The organism is Sandarakinorhabdus sp. AAP62, assembly GCF_000331225.1.
Classification (GTDB): Bacteria; Pseudomonadota; Alphaproteobacteria; order Sphingomonadales; family Sphingomonadaceae; genus Sandarakinorhabdus.
The window spans coordinates 99,832-116,052 of record NZ_ANFY01000004.1 but is presented as its reverse complement, the minus strand read 5'-3'; the positions used below and the strand labels follow the sequence as shown (position 1 = coordinate 116,052).

General features: G+C 65.9%; 13 protein-coding genes and 1 tRNA gene. 7 read left to right on the top strand and 7 right to left on the bottom strand.

Translation table 11 applies throughout. The features are described 5' to 3' along the window. Positions 1 to 83: 83 nt before the first annotated feature. Together D619_RS0103925 and D619_RS0103920 are read left to right on the top strand one after the other, a co-directional pair. Positions 84 to 1,634: a hypothetical protein gene (locus tag D619_RS0103925; RefSeq protein WP_017667264.1), complete on the top strand. Its 1,551-nt coding sequence runs from the start codon at positions 84 to 86 to the stop codon at positions 1,632 to 1,634. 80 nt (positions 1,635 to 1,714) lie between these two features. Continuing rightward, complete coding sequence (locus D619_RS0103920; RefSeq protein WP_017667263.1) at positions 1,715 to 4,405, top strand: TonB-dependent receptor; 2,691 nt, start codon at positions 1,715 to 1,717, stop codon at positions 4,403 to 4,405. A gap of 57 nt (positions 4,406 to 4,462) precedes the next feature. Here the strand turns inward: D619_RS0103920 and D619_RS15480 are convergent, their stop codons facing one another. The 5 genes from D619_RS15480 to D619_RS0103895 are packed head-to-tail and all read right to left on the bottom strand — an operon-like array spanning position 4,463 to position 8,640. Beyond that, positions 4,463 to 5,077, bottom strand: a complete 615-nt coding sequence (locus tag D619_RS15480; RefSeq protein WP_017667262.1) for a 2OG-Fe(II) oxygenase — start codon at positions 5,075 to 5,077, stop codon at positions 4,463 to 4,465. Next, positions 5,074 to 5,829 carry a prepilin peptidase gene (locus D619_RS0103910; protein ID WP_017667261.1) on the bottom strand — a complete coding sequence of 252 codons (756 nt, stop codon included), beginning with the start codon at positions 5,827 to 5,829 and terminating at the stop codon, positions 5,074 to 5,076. The genes D619_RS15480 and D619_RS0103910 overlap by 4 nt, the downstream gene beginning before the upstream one ends. Beyond that, a complete protein-coding gene (locus D619_RS0103905; RefSeq protein ID WP_017667260.1) occupies positions 5,829 to 6,956 on the bottom strand; it encodes a zinc-binding dehydrogenase in 1,128 nt (375 codons plus the stop codon). The genes D619_RS0103910 and D619_RS0103905 overlap by 1 nt, the downstream gene beginning before the upstream one ends. Continuing rightward, positions 6,953 to 7,636 (bottom strand): amino acid racemase, encoded by a 684-nt coding sequence (locus D619_RS0103900; RefSeq protein WP_017667259.1) that lies wholly within the window; start codon positions 7,634 to 7,636, stop codon positions 6,953 to 6,955. Before D619_RS0103900 ends, D619_RS0103905 begins: the two co-directional genes overlap by 4 nt. Then, positions 7,636 to 8,640: a D-cysteine desulfhydrase gene (locus D619_RS0103895; RefSeq protein WP_026090692.1), complete on the bottom strand. Its 1,005-nt coding sequence runs from the start codon at positions 8,638 to 8,640 to the stop codon at positions 7,636 to 7,638. Before D619_RS0103895 ends, D619_RS0103900 begins: the two co-directional genes overlap by 1 nt. Positions 8,641 to 8,882: 242 nt before the next feature. On the opposite strand from D619_RS0103895, the gene D619_RS18295 reads away from it, so the two are divergent. After that, complete coding sequence (locus D619_RS18295; RefSeq protein WP_017667257.1) at positions 8,883 to 9,539, top strand: PEPxxWA-CTERM sorting domain-containing protein; 657 nt, start codon at positions 8,883 to 8,885, stop codon at positions 9,537 to 9,539. Positions 9,540 to 9,608: 69 nt separating this feature from the next. On the opposite strand, the gene D619_RS0103880 is transcribed toward D619_RS18295, so the two are convergent. Next, complete coding sequence (locus D619_RS0103880; RefSeq protein ID WP_017667256.1) at positions 9,609 to 10,943, bottom strand: acetyl-CoA hydrolase/transferase C-terminal domain-containing protein; 1,335 nt, start codon at positions 10,941 to 10,943, stop codon at positions 9,609 to 9,611. A gap of 167 nt (positions 10,944 to 11,110) precedes the next feature. Between D619_RS0103880 and D619_RS0103875 the strand changes: the two genes are divergently transcribed. From D619_RS0103875 to D619_RS0103860, 4 genes are read left to right on the top strand one after another with little or no spacing between them, the layout of a single operon-like run. Next, positions 11,111 to 12,517: an amidohydrolase family protein gene (locus D619_RS0103875; RefSeq protein ID WP_017667255.1), complete on the top strand. Its 1,407-nt coding sequence runs from the start codon at positions 11,111 to 11,113 to the stop codon at positions 12,515 to 12,517. A 47-nt stretch (positions 12,518 to 12,564) separates the two neighbouring features. Next, positions 12,565 to 14,463 carry a PQQ-binding-like beta-propeller repeat protein gene (locus D619_RS0103870; RefSeq protein ID WP_017667254.1) on the top strand — a complete coding sequence of 633 codons (1,899 nt, stop codon included), beginning with the start codon at positions 12,565 to 12,567 and terminating at the stop codon, positions 14,461 to 14,463. A gap of 34 nt (positions 14,464 to 14,497) precedes the next feature. Further along, entirely contained in the window at positions 14,498 to 15,790 is a 1,293-nt protein-coding gene (locus tag D619_RS0103865; RefSeq protein WP_152417286.1) for a PQQ-dependent sugar dehydrogenase, read from the top strand. A gap of 41 nt (positions 15,791 to 15,831) precedes the next feature. Beyond that, positions 15,832 to 16,092 carry a hypothetical protein gene (locus tag D619_RS0103860; protein ID WP_193743248.1) on the top strand — a complete coding sequence of 87 codons (261 nt, stop codon included), beginning with the start codon at positions 15,832 to 15,834 and terminating at the stop codon, positions 16,090 to 16,092. A gap of 21 nt (positions 16,093 to 16,113) precedes the next feature. Here the strand turns inward: D619_RS0103860 and D619_RS0103855 are convergent. After that, positions 16,114 to 16,188: transfer RNA gene (locus D619_RS0103855), tRNA-Phe, on the bottom strand. Positions 16,189 to 16,221 lie beyond the last annotated feature (33 nt).

Sequence of the window (16,221 nt, the reverse complement as noted above, 5' to 3'; positions counted from 1 at the left end):
AAGCCCTCGGCAACGCGGGGGCGTGATCGGCCACAAGGCGCACCCCAGTTTGTTCAAACCACACGGCCAACAGGGGTGACCCCATGATCCGCTCAAGCAATATCCGCCTTCGCACCCTCCTCATGATCGGTTCGGCGCTCACGCTGGCTGCCTGCGATGGCGCCAAGAACATCGCCTCGCCCGGCGAAGGCGCCATTGTGGTGCCGCCGCCGGCCCCGGCCCCGGCGCCCGCCCCCACGCCGACCCCGACCCCGACGCCGACCGGCCCTGCCGACAGCTGCCCCACCGGCACCACCAACGTTGGCGTCATCAACAATCTGCGCAACTGCCAGATTTCCGGCACCATCACCGGCGGCCTCACGCTCGCCAACATCCGCGGCGTGGTCTACTCGCTGTCGGGCCGTGTCAACGTCGGTATCGATCTGGGCGCTGATCCCAATGCCCCGGCCGCTGGCGGCGCACAGGGCATCCTCACCATCGATCCGGGCGTGGTCGTGTTTGGCTCGTCGGGCGCCGATGCGCTGGTGGTCAACCGCGGTTCGCAGATCTTCGCCGAAGGCACCGCCACCCGCCCGATCGTCTTCACCAGCCGTTCCAACATGGAAGGCAATGTCAACGACAGCTCGATCGGTCAGTGGGGCGGCATCGTGCTGCTCGGCCGCGCGCCGATCCACACCTGCGTTGGTGCCGGCGCGACGCCTGGCACCGTCAACTGCCAGTCGGCGGTTGAAGGCCTCACCGGCGCCTTCTACGGCGGCGGCAGCCCGGCCGACAACAGCGGTCGCCTCGCCTATATCCAGGTGCGTTACCCCGGCTTCGAAGTGAGCCCGGGCAACGAACTGAACGGCATCACCTTTGGCGGCGTCGGCAGCGGCACCACCGCCAACTTCATCCAGGTCCACAACAGCTCGGATGATGGCATCGAATGGTTCGGCGGCCGCGTGAACCACAAGCGCATCGTGGTCACCGGCGCGGACGATGACTCGATCGATACCGATCTGGGCTACAAGGGCCTGATCCAGTACGCCCTGGTCGTGCAGCGCACCACCGGCGGTGACCGCGTGATCGAAGCCGAAACCTCGGGCAACGAAACCCGCAACCCGCGTTCCAACCCGCGCATCGCCAACTTCACCTTCATCGGCAACCGCTCGCCCGACAGCCTGCTGCTGCGCGGCGGCACCGATTTCGGCCTGGTGAACGGCATCATCCGCAACACCACCGCCACCGGCCTGTGCCTCGACATCGATGGTGCGCAGACGGTTGCCGCCGCCGATGCCCCGACCGACGAAGCCGGCGCACCGATCGTCCGTTCGGTGATCTTCGGTTGCTCGGGCGCAGCGCGTGACGAAAGCGACGTGCCGCTCAGCCTGATCACCCCGATCATCACCGGCAACAACAATCTGCTGCCGCCGGTGACCTTGACCCTGACCGACATCTTCCTGCCGGGCAGCTTCGAAACCGGCGCCGTTGCCACCAATCCGCGCACGGCCTTCAGCGGCACCGGCACTTTCTTCGATGAAACCACCTTCGTTGGTGCGTTCCGCAATGCGGCCGACACCTGGTACGCCGGCTGGACCTGCGGCGTTGGCACCGGTGCCACTGCCTGCACCGTTGCACCCGCGCCGATCCAGTAAGCGCCGATCCAGTAAGGGCTGGGGCCGGCGGCGCGAAACTCGCTGCTGCCGGCCACCGCACTTCGACCGGGGACAAGATAATGACCAACAAGCTGCCACTCCTGCTTTCGACCTCCATGCTGGTGGCGTTTGCCGCCCCGGCGTGGGCCCAGTCTGCCCCGCAACCGGCGCCCGAACCGGCCCCGGCTGCCGAGGCGCCGCCCGAAGAAGAACCGGTTGATATCTCGATCCCCGGCGGTGGCGGCAGCGAGATCGTTGTCATCGGCCGGCGCATTCCCAACACCGTGCGGTTGAGCCGCGAAGTGGTCTCGGTGCTGAGCCAGGCCGATATCGCGCGTTCGGGTGAAGGCGATATTGCCGGCGCGCTGAAGCGTGTCACCGGCCTGTCGGTCGTGGGCGGCCGCTATGTCTATGTCCGCGGCCTGGGTGAGCGTTACTCGCTGGCGCTGCTGAACGGTCTGCCGATCCCGTCGCCCGATCCGCTGCGCCGCGTGGTGCCGCTTGATCTGTTCCCGACCTCGGTGCTGGCATCGTCGGTTGTCCAGAAGAGCTATTCGGCCAATTTCCCCGGCGAATTCGGCGGTGGCGTCATCAACCTGACCACCCGCGCCGTGCCCAAGGAAGCCTTTTTCACGGTGGGCGGCAGCATCGGCGCCAACACCGCCACCACCGGCCAGCTGGGCTATGTCTATGCCGGCGGCCGCAAGGACTGGACCGGCTATGATGACGGCACCCGCCGTCTGCCCACCGGCATTCAGGCCAGCCAGAATGCCGGCACGGCGCTGGCCGTGGGCGGCAATTACAGCCTCCGCCAGTTGCAGGACATCACCGCGACGCTGGCCAACGCCGAAACCAACGTGATCTTCCGCAACGACAATATCCCGGTCAACTGGAGCGGCAACATGTCGGGTGGCCGCGCCTGGGATGTGGGTGACGCGCGCATCGGTTTCGTGTTTGCCGCCGGCCTGTCCAACGATTGGCAGACCAAGGCCGGCAAGCAGCAGCTTTCGGGTGGTGCTGCTGTGTCTGGTGGCGAGTTGCAACTGCTTCCCGATCAGGATTTCGATTTCGCCGCGACCGAGTTCCGCAGCGTCGTCAACGGCCTGTTCAGCGTCGGCGCCGAGTTCGGCGATCACAAGATCCGTTTCTCCAACGTCTATGTGAACGACACCATCAAGGAAGCCCGCATCCAGGTTGGCACCGACGACATCAACGTCGGCCGCGACGTGCTGCTGCAGCGCAACGCCACCGCGCTGTTCCGCCGCCAGCTGATCGACACGCAGTTCGTGGGCGAGTTCAAGTTCGACGATCTCACCGTCGATCTGCGCGGCACCTACGCCAATTCGAAGCGTCTTGCTCCCTATGAGCGCTTCAACAACTATGCCTTCTCGGCCCAGTTCCGCGATTATGTGAACGATCTGCGCTCGCCGGGCCAATCCAGCCTGGTCGCCTTCAGCCGTCTGAACGAAGACGTGCTGGGCGGCGGTCTGGACCTTGGCTACAAGTTCCGCAATGGCCCGTTCCCGATCAAGCTTACCGCCGGCTATGCCTACAGCAAGGCTGATCGCGTCTCGGAACGCTTTGACTATCGCTATCAGACCAACGCCGCCCTGCCCGGTGCCGTGACCCAGCAGCGCCCCGATTTCCTGCTGTCGGATTTCAACGTCTACACCTACGGCATCATCCTCAACACCATCTCCACCGTGTCGCCGCGCTATGAGGCTGATCTGACGGTGCACGCTGGCTATGGCCAGATCGAGATCGAGCCGACGGACGGCGTGCAGCTGGTCGCGGGCGTGCGCTATGAAAGCGGCAAGCAGAACGTGACCCCGGTCGACGTGTTCAACGCCAACCCCGGTTCGTCGTTCAACACGCCGACCAACATCGACGAGGATTACTGGCTGCCGGCACTGACCGTCACCTGGAATTTCGCCGAAGACATGCAGCTCCGCGTTGCCGCCTCGAAGACCATTGCGCGTCCGCAGTTCCGCGAACTGGCGCCGCAGCCCTATTTCGATACCGAAAGCGATCGTCTCAGCTTCGGCAACCAGTTCCTCACCAACTCGGAACTGATCAACATCGAAGCCCGCTATGAATGGTATTTCGGCCGTGACGAGCGACTGGCGGTGGGCGGCTTCTTCAAGGATATCGACAATCCGATCGATGCCATCGCCTTCGTGCAGGGCGGCACCTTCCAGACGACGTTCGCCAACGTGCCGAACGCCCGGCTCTATGGCGCCGAAATCGAAGCCCAGAAATATTTCGACCTGTCGGGCTGGGGTGATTTCTTTGCCACCCGCCGCTTCTTCATCTCGGCCAACTATACCTGGACCAACTCCGAACTGCGCGTGAAGGCCGGTGACACCACCCGCTTCCCGCTGTCGGGCGCCGTGGTGCCGGCCACCGACATCTTCCGGAACGGCCTGCCGCTCACCGGCCAGTCCGACCATGTCGCCAACCTGTCGTTCGGCTTCCAGGATGATGAAGGCCTGTCGGAACAGACCATCCTCTTGAACTATGCCAGCAACCGCGTCGCCTTCCGCGGCCCCTCGGGCCAGCCCGACCTGGTGGAAAAGCCCGGCCTGCGTCTCGATGTCGTGGTGCGCCAGGGCATCAAGCTGTTCGGCAGCGAAGTGGAAGTGAAGCTGGAAGGCCGCAACCTGACCAACACGCGCTACCAGGAATTCCAGCGCCTGAACGCCAGCCGGATCGACACCAACACCTATGTGCTGGGCCGCACCTTCCAGGCGAGCGCTTCCATCAAGTTCTGATTTGCTTTACCCCCCGATACTGCCGTCGGCGCCCCGGGCGCCGACGGCTTTTTCGTGTCAGGTCACCGCGGGATATCGGCGCGGGCGATCGCGGAACCAGGCGGTGATGATATATTTGGTGCCGGCCCGCACCGGCATGCCGGCGTGCAGGGTGAAGCTGTTGACGCCGCCATCGGCCAGCCGGTTGTTCCACGCCAGCAATTTGCCCGTTTCGGGCTGGATCATCTTGTTCAGATTGACAAAGCGCGTCGCCCCGCCCGCCTGCGGCGTGTTGAGATAGACCATCAAGGTCCAGGTGCGCTGGCCGCCATCTGCGGTGTGGGGGAAATAATCCAGGCCGGTCGGTTCGAAATAGTCCGTGTGCGCCTTGAACTGCTGGCCGGGTGCATAGCGCTGGCCCTGCAGCGTTTCGGCATGGGCGATGTTCAGCCCGGCATGATCGGCGAGCCGGCGATAGACGCTGGCCACCAGCGGATCGCCAGCCGGCAGATCGGCCGTCTCGCTGGTCCGGAAATCATCGCTGGCCCCATAGGCATCGGTGATGGTGGACGGCCGGCGCAGCGTGTCGATCAGCGCAATCAGGCCGGCGCATTCATCGGGGCTGAGGAACTTCTTCTGCTGGAACAGCTCCACCCGCTTGTCGGGCACGCGCTGAGCGCCGGCAAATCTCATCGAAACATCTCCAGCCAATCGGCGCCCAACCATAGCAGAACCAGCGCCACGCCCGCCAGCAGGGCACCGAACGGAAGCCGTGTGGTGGCATTCACCGGGCGCCCGCGAAACTGATCCCAACCGGCCAGCGCCAGCCCCAATGCGGCCGCGCCGGTGATCAGGAACGGCAGGCTCCAGCCGCCCAGCAACGCCCCGAGCCCGGCCAGCAATTTGGGATCGCCGCCGCCCAGCCCGTCGCGCCCGCGCAAGCGCCGGTAGCCAAGGCCGACCAGCCACAGTCCGGCAAAGCCCAGCCCGGCGCCCCACAGCCGCTGGTCCAGCGGCAGACCCCACGGCGCCTCGGGCAGCAGCAGCGCAAACGGGATCAGCGGCAGGGTGAGCGCATCGGGCAGCCACTGGTGTTCGGCATCGAGGATCAGCAGCGTCAGCAGCCACCAGCCCGCCAGCGCCAGTGCCAGGCCGTTCACGCCGGGAAAGCGCCACAACAGCCCCGCCCCGATCACGGCGGCCGCCAGCTCGATCTGCCAGTGCCGGGCGGCAATCGCCACGCCGCAGTGGCGGCAGCGCCCGCGCTGCAACAGATGAGAGAGCAGCGGCACCAGTTCCGCCGCACCCAGCCTTTGCCCGCAGCCATCACAGCGCGACCGGCCCAGCAGGGTTTCGCCGTGCGGCCAACGCGACGTCAGCACGGCGATGAAGCTGCCCAGCAGCAGGCCGAGCCCGCCGCCGATGGCCGCCCACAGGCCGGGCATCAGGGGATCAATATCTGGCGGATGGCCTGCCCGCTGGCCAGCGCGTCAAGCGCCGCGTTGATCTCGGCCATCGGGCGCACGCAGGAAAGCAGCCGTTCCACCGGCAAGCGCCCGGCCCGCCACAAGGCGACATAGCGCGGAATGTCGCGCGCCGGCACCGCCGAGCCCATGTAGCTGCCGATGATGGTCTTGGCTTCGGCCACCAGGCTGACCGCCGGGATGGTGAAGGGGTCGGCCGGGTTGGGCAGTCCTACCGTCACGATACGGCCGCCGCGCGCGGCGGTGCGATAAGCTTCGGCCAGCACCTTGCCGCTGCCCACGCTCTCGATGGCCACCCGCGGCGCGCCATATTTGGCAAAGGCTTCGGCCACGTCTGCTGGCGCCACGGCTGCACGGGCGCCCAGTTCCAGGGCCAGAGCGCGCTTTTCCGGCACCGGGTCGATGGCAATCACCGGCTCCGCGCCGGCCGCCACGGCGCCCAGCAAGGCCGCCAGGCCAACGCCGCCGAGGCCCCAGACGGCCACGCTTTCGCCTGGGCGCACCACGGCGGAATTGAACACCGCACCGACGCCCGTAAGCACCGCGCAGCCGAATAGCGCGGCGATTTCGGCCGGAATATCGTCATCAATGACGACGCAGCTGCGTTCGTCGATCACGGCGTGGGTGGCAAAGGCCGACAGGCCGAGATGGTGGTGCACAGGGTGGCCGCAATCCGACAGGCGGAAACCGCCGCCGAGCAATTCACCCTTGCCATTCGCCGCCGCGCCGTTGCTGCACAGCCAGGGCTCACCGCGGTGGCAGGCGTCGCAATGGCCGCAGGCGGGCAGGAAGGCCATCACCACGCGCGCGCCCGGCTGCAGCCGCGCGCCTGGCCCGGCCGCTTCCACGCGCGCCACCGCTTCATGGCCCAGCGCCATCGGCAGCGGGCGCGGGCGATCGGCGTTCACCACCGAAAGATCGCTGTGGCACAGGCCGGCGGCTTCGATGCGGACCAGCAGCTCGCCCGGCCCCGGCGGCGCCAGATCGAGCGATTTCAGGCTGAGCGGCTGGCTGGCCGCATAAGGCTGCGAAGCGCCCATGGCGGACAGGACGGCGGCTTTCGTATGAACGGCTGGGATCTGGCTCATGGCTGCACCCTATCGGGCAAACGCGCCGCCGCCAATGTGGCGCGGGCCAGCGCGGCGGTGGAATCGATCAACGGCACCGCCACATCGGCCTGGGTCAGGGCCAGCGGCACTTCGGTGCAGGCGGCGATCACCACGTCAGCGCCGGCCGCGGCCAGCCGTGCGGCTTCTCCGGCCAGGCGCTCACGCACCGCATCGCTGCGGTCACCGGCCTTGATGGCATTTACCGCCGGCTGCACCACGCAAAGATCGCCATTCAGTACCGGTACCGGGCTGGCCCGGCCATAGAGATCAAGCGCCAGCGTCGCGCCAACGCCCAGCACGCCGATGCAGCGCGGCTGGTGGGCCATGGCTTCGGCAATGGCGGCATCGATCATGGAAACGAAGGGCGCCGCCGTGATGGCATCGGCCCAGCCGTGCGCGGCATTGCACGGCATGGCCAGCAACTGCGCGCCCTGCGCCACCAGCGCCGCGCCCATGGCGGCCAGAGCGGGCCCGGGGGAATCCGCCCCGGTCAGCGCGGCCGCGTTGCGATCGGGCACATGCGGGTTACTGTCCACCAGCACGCGCGGGTGATCGGTATCGCTGGCGGCATTCACGCCCGCGACCAGCCGGCCGAGGAAATCAGCGGTGGCCGCCGGCCCCATGCCGCCGATCACGCCGATAGTGCGGTAACGCGCCATCAGTTCAGGGTGGGATCGCGCAGCACGCCGGCAAAGGCCGACAGCGACGGCGCGCCGCCGGTGTGCAGGAACAGCACGCGTTCACCCTTGAACGCGCCCTGCCGCGCCAGCGCGATCAGCCCGGCCATCGCCTTGCCGCTGTACACCGGGTCCAGCAATATGCCCTCCTTCGCTGCCAGCAGCCGCACCGCCTCCACCATTTCGGGCGTCGGCAGCGAGTAGCCCGGGCCCACCCAATCGGCGAGCGCCACGATGTCGGCGGCCTGCGGCTGCGGCGTGCCCATCAGATCGGCGGTGGCCTGCGCCAGGCGAAGCACATTGGCTTCCTGCTCGGCGCGCGGGCGGCGCACGTTGATGCCCGTCACCGGGATACCGGCATTCAGCGCCACCAGGCCGGCAATCAGGCCGGAATGGGTGCCGGCACTGCCCGATGCGACCACGATGCGATCAAAGGCAACGCCCATGTCGAACGCCTGGTCCATGATTTCCTGCGCGCACGCCGCATAACCGAGCGCACCGAGCGGCGAGGAACCGCCGCCGACGATGATATAGGGGTGGCCACCGGCGGCCTTCACGGCGGCAGCGTCCTCCTCCATCTCGGCCATCAGATCGGCCCCGGCCTTGACCATGCGCACCGATGCGGCGCCCATCAGATCGAACAGCAGATTGTTGCCCAGCGCGTCCGGGCTGAAACTGCCCGGCACCCGCTCCTCGATCACCAGCCGGCAATCCAGCCCTTCCTTGGCCGCTGCCGCCAGCGTCAACCGGCAATGGTTGGACTGCGGTGCGCCCACGGTGATCAGCGTATCCGCCCCCTTGGCCAGCGCATCGGCGACCAGGAATTCCAGCTTGCGCGTCTTGTTGCCGCCGCCGGCGAGGCCGAGCAGATCGTCACGCTTGATCCACAATTCCGGGCCACCAATGGCCGCCGAAAGGCGCGGCATCAGCTCCAGCGGCGTGTGTCCTGGGGTGTAGCGGCGACGGGGAAAGCGAGCGAGGTTCATGATCACTGCCGTGGCACGAAGCGGATATTCGCGCAACCACATCGCGGCATCGCACCCGGGCGCTGCGCGATCACCAAATGCAGTGAACGCGCTGCTCTGGCTGCAGGCGTCATTTGCAGGCCAACAGCCAAATTGCCCCAGATTTTTCTATACAATTGATAAAGAATATCTTAATTTATTGCGGCGCTAATCTTGCTTGGCGTGCGCTTGAGAGGGCGCTTGTACAAAGTCGGGGGTAAATTATGAAGACCATGCTCAAGGCCGCGCTGTTTGCGCTCGCCGCCACCAGCGCGCTGACCGGTGCGTCCGCGCAAACCACCGTGTTCGGCGACCGCGCCACCTTCCTGTCGGCGCTGTCCAGTTCGTTCACCGACGGCTATGGCGTGGCAGACGGCTATTCCGGCGACTTCCAGATCCTGAACAATGCCGCGATGACGGCGGTTGCCGGCCAGACGCGCTATGAAACCACTGGCTTTTCCAACCTGAACATCATTGTGGGTCAAAGATACTGTGCCGGCTGCAATGGCAGTTTCACGCTGCACTTTGATCAGACCAGCTTCGGCAATGCCAACGGTGTTGGTGGTGTTGGCCTGGATATTACCGTCAACGACGGCTTTCTGCCGTATTCGGCCCTTGTCACCTTTGGCAACAGCGACACCCAGCTGTTCGCCCTGCAGGCCAACGTGGCGAGCTTCTGGGGCTTGACCTCGGATCGCCAGATCCGCTCGATCGCGTTCGGCCCCAACGGTGGCATCACGACAAGCGGCTCGTTCCAGATCGACAATCTGACCATCGGCGCTTCGGGCGTCGTGCCGGAACCGGCCAGCTGGGCGATGCTGATCGCCGGCTTTGGCCTGGTGGGCGCCACCGCCCGCCGCCGCCGCGCTGTCACTGCCTAAGACCAACAACGACCGCACGACACGAAGGGCCGCTCCATCCGGGGCGGCCCTTTTCGGTACGGAAGCGTTTCAGAAGCGGAACCCGCGCGGGATCAGGCGATGTTCATGGGCCTGGCGCTCCAGCCCCTCGCGGAAATCCGGGTGGGCCAGGCCGATCAGCGCCCGCGCCCGTTCCGGCACCGATTTGCCCTTCAGGTTCACGATGCCATATTCGGTCACCACGTACATCATGTCGGCCCGGGTGGTGGTGACGATATTGCCTTGCGTCAGGTTGAACACGATCCGGCTGCGGCGCTCGCCCTTCTTGTCGTAGGTGGAGGGCAGGCAGATGAAGCTCTTGCCGCCGTCCGACGCATAGGCGCCGCGCACGAACTGCGCCTGGCCGCCGGTGCCGGTCAGGTGGCGGTTGCCATCGCTTTCCGATGCGGCCTGCCCGGAAAGATCGATCTGCGTCGTGCTGTTGATCGCCGTCGCCTTGGGGTTCTGCATCACGATATGCGGGGAATTGGTATATTCCACCGGCCGGCACGACAGATCGGGATTGCGATCGATCGTGTCATACAGCGGCTTGGTGCCGGCCGCGAAGCAATAGACCAGCTTGCCGGGATCGAGCGCCTTGGCGGCGCCGGTGATCAGCCCGGCACGATACAGCTCGGCAATGCCATCGGTGAGCATTTCGGTGTGGACACCCAGATCCTTGATCCCGGCCTCGGCCAGCATCGCGCACACGGCGTTGGGCATGCCGCCGATGCCGATCTGCAGGCAGGCGCCATCGTCGATCTCGGCCATGATCAGCCGCGCCACCGCCCGGTCGACATCGGTCACCGGGGCATTGGGCAGTTCCGGCACCGGGCTGTCGTCACCGTCGATGATGTAATCGACTTCGCTGATGGGGATGTCGGTGCCCTCGCCAAGGGCATGCGGCAGGGCGTTGCAGGTCTCGATGATGACCAGCCGCGCCCGTTCCATGATGGAACGAAGCCAGACATTGGTGGGCCCGATGTTGAAGCCACCATTTTCCAGCGGCCGCGCCTTCAGGATCAGCATGTCCACCGGCGGAATGAAGCGGCGATAATAGTCCGAAATCTCGCCCAGGTTCAGCGGCGTATAGCTGCAGCGGCCCTGTTCGTGCAGGCGGCGATCATAGCCGCTCATGTGCAGGCTGATCATGTGGGCGTGCTGCCCGGTGGGGTCCTTCTCGATCACCGCGCGCGGCCGCATCGACAGGGTGGAACGAACCTTCAGATCAGAAAGCTGCGTGATCCGCTCCCCCAGCGCGCGATCGAAGGCATCGGGCTGGTTGATGGTGCCGAAATAATCCAGCCACATGCCCGATTGCACCAGGGCCGCCGCCTCAGCCGCGGTGATGGTCTTTGCCGCAGCAGCGGCCTGGCGCAGCTTCATGAATATGGTCCCTGCCAAGGTGGATGGCGCAGCCTAGCGGCCAATCCGGCCGGCCTGCAACTGAACATTGGACAAGCGCCGGCGCCTCGCACTTTTGGGCTTGCTGACGGGCTGCAACAATCACAGGCTGTATGGCAGGGCTTCGCCGCAGGGGGACGATGATGAGAATGCGCATGGGTCTGGCCGAAGGGATCACCTGGCGCCGGGCCGCCGCTCGCATGCTGGTGCGCTGGCTGGCCCTGCTGGCACTGATGCCTGCCGCTGCGATGGCGCAGGACACCCCAGTCACCGTGCTGACGGGCGGCATGCTGATCAGCGGCCTGAGCGTGCCGCCGCTGCACAATGCCCGGATCGTGATCCGGGGTGAGCGCATTGTCGCCGTTGGCCCGGCGGCAGAGGTGGCGATCCCGGCCGGCGCGACAGTGATCGATACCAGCGGCCAGACCATGATGCCCGGCCTCATCGACGCCCATGCCCATCTGTTCATGATCGGCTTTGGCGACGAGGCCGGCTGGTTCAAGTGGCTGCAGGGGGCGGGCCGGAAATATTCCATCGAGAAGGTGATGGAACTTTCGGCCTGGCAGCTGCTGATGTCGGGCGTGACGTCGGCGATCGATCTGGGCGGCAATGCCACCGAAAGCATCAGCCTGCGGAGCCGCATCGAGAAGGGCGAAATCCCCGGCCCGCGGCTGCAGGTGTCGGGGCCGCTGGTGACGCGCCGGGCGTTCGGCGGCTTTCCGGCCGAGGCGTCAGCGGTGATCACCACGCCGAAGGAAGGCGCCGATGTCGTCGATCGCCTGGTCAGGCAGGGGGTTGACGTGATCAAGGCGCATGCCGGCCTGACGCGCGACGATTATTTCGCCATCGTGAAGGCCGCGCACGCCAATCGCGTGAAGGTGCATGCGCATGTTTATGCCGAAGCCGATGTGCGCAATGCCTTTGATGCCGGTGTCGATGTGCTGCAGCACATGGGATCGGCGGGCGGCCCCACCTACAGCGCCGATCTGGTGCGCACGATTTCCGAAAGCAACCGACCCATCGTGCTGACCGCTGCGCATCGCAGCTGGATCTACCCCGATACCGTGCAATTCCCCGGCCGATTGCAGGATCCGGTGCTGAAAGGCCTGTTCCCCGCCGATATCTGGGCGGCGATGCAGGACAGTTTCAGGGAATGGCCGGCCGAAAGCTATTTCGCGGGCATCAACCGCCAGATCAAGTTCCGCAGCCCGCAGGTGAAGCAGTTGATCGAGTCCAACGCGCTGATGGGCGTGGGCACCGACAGCGGCACGCCGATGAACTTCAACAGCGATGGCCTGGTGCGGGAAATGAAGGTGCTGGTGGATGAAGGCCTGTCGCCGCTGGAGGTGATTGCCGATACCACGCGCGTGAATGCCCGCATCATGGGCAAGCCCGATCTGGGCACCATCGAACCAGGCAAGCTGGCCGACATCATCGTGGTGCCGGGCGATCCGGTCTACCATGATCTGAACAATCTGTTCTGGGTGCAGACCGTGGTGAAGAACGGGATCGTCTACAAGAGCCAGGGCAAGCCGGTGGTGAAGATGCCGGAATAGGCCCGTGCTGGCCGGCGCTGGTCCTGGCGCAGAATGGAGTTGACCATATGAGGGGCTTGAAGGGCATCACGCTGGCGGCGGGCTTCGCGCTGGGTGCCGCAGCGGCGCAGGCGCAAGCCGCCGGCGATTGGGCGCATTTCGGCGGCACGCTGGGTGACACCAAATATTCGGCGCTGAACCAGATCAACGCCAGCACCATCCATCGGCTGAAAGTGGCCTGGCGCGCGCCGGCCATCGATCCGGCCCTGCGCGCCGAAAATCCGACGCTGGTGCCGTCCAACAATTACCGCAACGCGCCGCTGGTGGTGGGCGGCGTGATGTACATCAGCAACCAGATCGGCCTGGTGGAGGCGCGCGATCCGGGCAGCGGCCGAATCCTCTGGCGCCAGGCGCCTTTTCCCGGCGATCCGCGGCTGACGCCCGCCGCCGCCAGCCGGGCGCTGGCGCTGTGGGGCAAGGGTGCCGCGGCCCGCATCATCACCGTGCGCGGCAACCATCTCCTTGTGCTCGACGCCCGCACCGGCAAGCCGGTCACATCGTTCGGCGATCAGGGCCGGGTCGATCTGCGCGAAGCGCCAAGGACGATCTTTTCGTGGACCGCCCCTGCACCGATCGTGGTGGGCGACGTGATCGTGATCGGCGGCCAGCCGATCGCCACCGGCGTTGCCGACATCAACAAGGCCTCGCTCACCGGCAATGTGCGCGGCTTCGATGTGCGTACCGGCAAGCTGCTGTGGACCTTCCACACCGTGCCGCGCGAAGGCGAACCGGGGGTGGAGACGTGGGAAAATGACTCCTGGCGGGTGGGCGGCAAGACCAAGGTTTGGTCGGCCTTCAGCGCCGATGAAAAGCTCGGCCTCGTCTATCTGCCGCTCAGCGCGCCGCCGAGCGACTATTACGGCGTGACGCGGCCGGGCAACAATCTCTATTCGGACTCGCTGGTGGCCGTCGATGCCCGCACCGGCAGGAAGGTCTGGCACTACCAGACGGTGCATCATGATCTGTGGGATTATGATCTGCCCTCGCCGCCGATGCTGGCCGACATCAAGGTGAATGGCCGCCTGCGCAAGGCCGCCATCCAGGTCACCAAGATGGCCTATGTCTTCGCCTTTGACCGGGCGACGGGCGAGCCGCTGTTCCCCATCATCGAAACGCCGGTGCCGGCATCGACCATGCCGGGCGAAAAATCGTCGCCAACCCAGCCGATCCCGGTGAAGCCCAAACCGTTCGACCGGCAGGGCATGGATGAGGATCAGCTGATCGACTACACACCGGCGCTGCGGGCCGAAGCGGTGCAGATCCTCAGCCGCTACCAGCATGGCCCCATGTACACGCCGCCGTCGCCGGCGGGTGGGCCGGATGGCAAGCTGGGCACGCTCTACCTGCCCGGCTGGGTGGGTGGCGCCAACTGGACCGGGGCCGCGCTCGATCCGGAAACCGGGGTGATCTATATCCCGTCGGTCAGCGTGCCATGGATCGGCCGCGACAATTACAAGCGGCCGCCGGAATCAAGCCTGTACATGGAAGGGCCACAGGGCCTGCCCATGGTCAAGCCGCCCTATGGCCGGATCACCGCGATCGACATGAACAGCGGTGATCATCTGTGGATGGTGCCCAATGGCGATGGCCCGCGCGACCATCCGTTGCTGAAGCATCTCGATCTGCCGCCGCTTGGCCAGGCCGGCCGGGCGGCGCCGCTGCTCACCAAGTCGTTCCTGTTCATCGGCGAAGGTGACAAGGTGGGCCTGAGCATTCCCAAATTGAGCGGCGGCACCATGTTCCGCGCCTATGACAAGAAGACCGGGAAGGTGGCGTGGCAGGCCGATCTCGGCGCCGGCACGACCTCGCCGCCGATCACCTACATGCACAAGGGCAAGCAATATATCGTGGTCGGGGTGGGCGGCGTTGACCATCCGGCCGAACTGGTGGCCCTGAGTTTGCAATGAGGCGGATGCGGATGTTTGCGGTTCGGGAGGACGCATGACTGGTCAGACGAGATCACGCCTGATGGCGGCGCTGCTGGCGGCCCTGCCCGTAGCCGCGCCCGCACAACCGGTCGACACGCCGGGCGTCACGGCGCCGCTGACCCCGGCCCAGATCCTGCGCAACTATCCACCCGATGCGCTGTCCGGCGCGGCGGTGGACAAGCCCGTCGTGCTGAAGAGCCAGGGCGGCATGGCAGTGCGCGTCGTCAAGCTGGCTGAGGGTCTGTCGCATCCCGATGGGCTGGTGTTCCTGCCCGATGGCCGCACCATGCTGATCACCGAGCGTGGCGGGCGCCTGCGGGTGGTGCGCGATGGCGTGCTGGATCCCAAGGTCGTTGAGGGCCTGCCGGCGCTCAACAATGTCGGCATCGGCGGCCTGCACGATATCGTGCTGCACCCCGATTTCGCCCGCAACAAGCTGCTCTACATCTCGTACACCAAGGAGGTGAAGCCCCGGCTGGCCACAACCCTGGCCGTCGCCCGCGCCCGGTTCGACAATGGCCGGCTGAGCGCGGTGCAGGACGTTTTGGTGGCAGAGGCGTGGGAAAGTCCGCTCGGCACCTATGCGGGCCGCATGGTCTTTGGGCCAGACGGGATGCTGTATATCAGCGTGGGGGACCGCGACGGCACGACCGCCAGCGACCAATCAAGCGCCCGCCCGCAGGCGCAGGCCCTCAACAGCCATATCGGCAAGATCCTGCGGGTTCGCGACGATGGGTCGGTGCCGCCCGACAACCCGTTCGTCAAAACGGCGGGCGCACGGCCGGAAATCTGGAGCTATGGCCACCGCAATGTCTATGGCATGGCCTGGGACCCCAAGACCGGCGTGATGTGGGCCAGCGAGTTCGGCCCCGCTGGTGGTGACGAGATCAACAAGATATTGCCGGGGCATAATTATGGCTGGCCGCTGGTGTCGCTGGGCCGCCACTATTCCGGCAGCCTGGTATCCGATCAGCCCTTCCACCGCGACGGCATGGATGATCCGATCTATTTCTGGAACCCGAATTTCAATCCGGAAAACATGTTCTTCTACACCGGCGACAAGTTTCCCCGGCTGAAGGGCAGCCTGATCGTGGCGGGCGCCAACACCAGGAAGATCGCCCAGATGATCATCCGCGGCGATTTCATCCGGCAGGGCGATACGATGCTGGATGAACTCGGCGTGCGCTTCCGCGACATCAGGCAGGGGCCGGACGGCAATATCTATGTGCTGACCGAAGGCCGCCTGCGCGGGCCGAACGATACCGATGGCATGTTGCTGCGGCTCGAACCGCCGGCAGCGCCGTGATGCTGTCGCGGCACTGGCCTGGCCTGCTCTTCCTGCTCTGCATGTCCAGCGGCATGATTGCCGCGGCAGCCGTGTCGCAGGCGATTGACCTGCCGGAAGCCCCCGGCAAGCAGCAGGTGCTCGACAGTTGCACCCGGTGCCACGGCGTGGACGTGATCATCGCCCAGCCCAGATCGCCAGACGAATGGACAGAGGTGGTCAGCATCATGGTCGGGCATGGCACGGTGCTGACCGATGCGGAATATGACCGGATCCTGGCCTATCTGTCCGCGAATCTGGGCCCGAAAGAGCCAGCGAACTGATCATGCAGGAAGCTTGCATGATGGTGCCCGGGGGCGGATTTGAACCACCGACACGGGGATTTTCAATCCCCTGCTCTACCCCTGAGCTACCCGGGCCCACTCAACTCAGGCGGTTGGGTGAACCGCGTG

What these genes read in the sequence shown, in the direction of transcription:
- D619_RS0103925 (WP_017667264.1), top strand. Translation starts at nt 84, where the DNA reads ATGATCCGCTCAAGCAATATCCGCCTTCGCACCCTCCTCATGATCGGT.
- D619_RS18295 (WP_017667257.1), top strand. Translation starts at nt 8,883, where the DNA reads ATGAAGACCATGCTCAAGGCCGCGCTGTTTGCGCTCGCCGCCACCAGC.
- D619_RS0103920 (WP_017667263.1), top strand. Translation starts at nt 1,715, where the DNA reads ATGACCAACAAGCTGCCACTCCTGCTTTCGACCTCCATGCTGGTGGCG.
- D619_RS0103905 (WP_017667260.1), bottom strand. Translation starts at nt 6,956, where the DNA reads ATGAGCCAGATCCCAGCCGTTCATACGAAAGCCGCCGTCCTGTCCGCC.
- D619_RS15480 (WP_017667262.1), bottom strand. Translation starts at nt 5,077, where the DNA reads ATGAGATTTGCCGGCGCTCAGCGCGTGCCCGACAAGCGGGTGGAGCTG.
- D619_RS0103860 (WP_193743248.1), top strand. Translation starts at nt 15,832, where the DNA reads ATGTCCAGCGGCATGATTGCCGCGGCAGCCGTGTCGCAGGCGATTGAC.
- D619_RS0103895 (WP_026090692.1), bottom strand. Translation starts at nt 8,640, where the DNA reads ATGAACCTCGCTCGCTTTCCCCGTCGCCGCTACACCCCAGGACACACG.
- D619_RS0103870 (WP_017667254.1), top strand. Translation starts at nt 12,565, where the DNA reads ATGAGGGGCTTGAAGGGCATCACGCTGGCGGCGGGCTTCGCGCTGGGT.
- D619_RS0103865 (WP_152417286.1), top strand. Translation starts at nt 14,498, where the DNA reads ATGACTGGTCAGACGAGATCACGCCTGATGGCGGCGCTGCTGGCGGCC.
- D619_RS0103900 (WP_017667259.1), bottom strand. Translation starts at nt 7,636, where the DNA reads ATGGCGCGTTACCGCACTATCGGCGTGATCGGCGGCATGGGGCCGGCG.
- D619_RS0103880 (WP_017667256.1), bottom strand. Translation starts at nt 10,943, where the DNA reads ATGAAGCTGCGCCAGGCCGCTGCTGCGGCAAAGACCATCACCGCGGCT.
- D619_RS0103875 (WP_017667255.1), top strand. Translation starts at nt 11,111, where the DNA reads ATGCGCATGGGTCTGGCCGAAGGGATCACCTGGCGCCGGGCCGCCGCT.
- D619_RS0103910 (WP_017667261.1), bottom strand. Translation starts at nt 5,829, where the DNA reads ATGCCCGGCCTGTGGGCGGCCATCGGCGGCGGGCTCGGCCTGCTGCTG.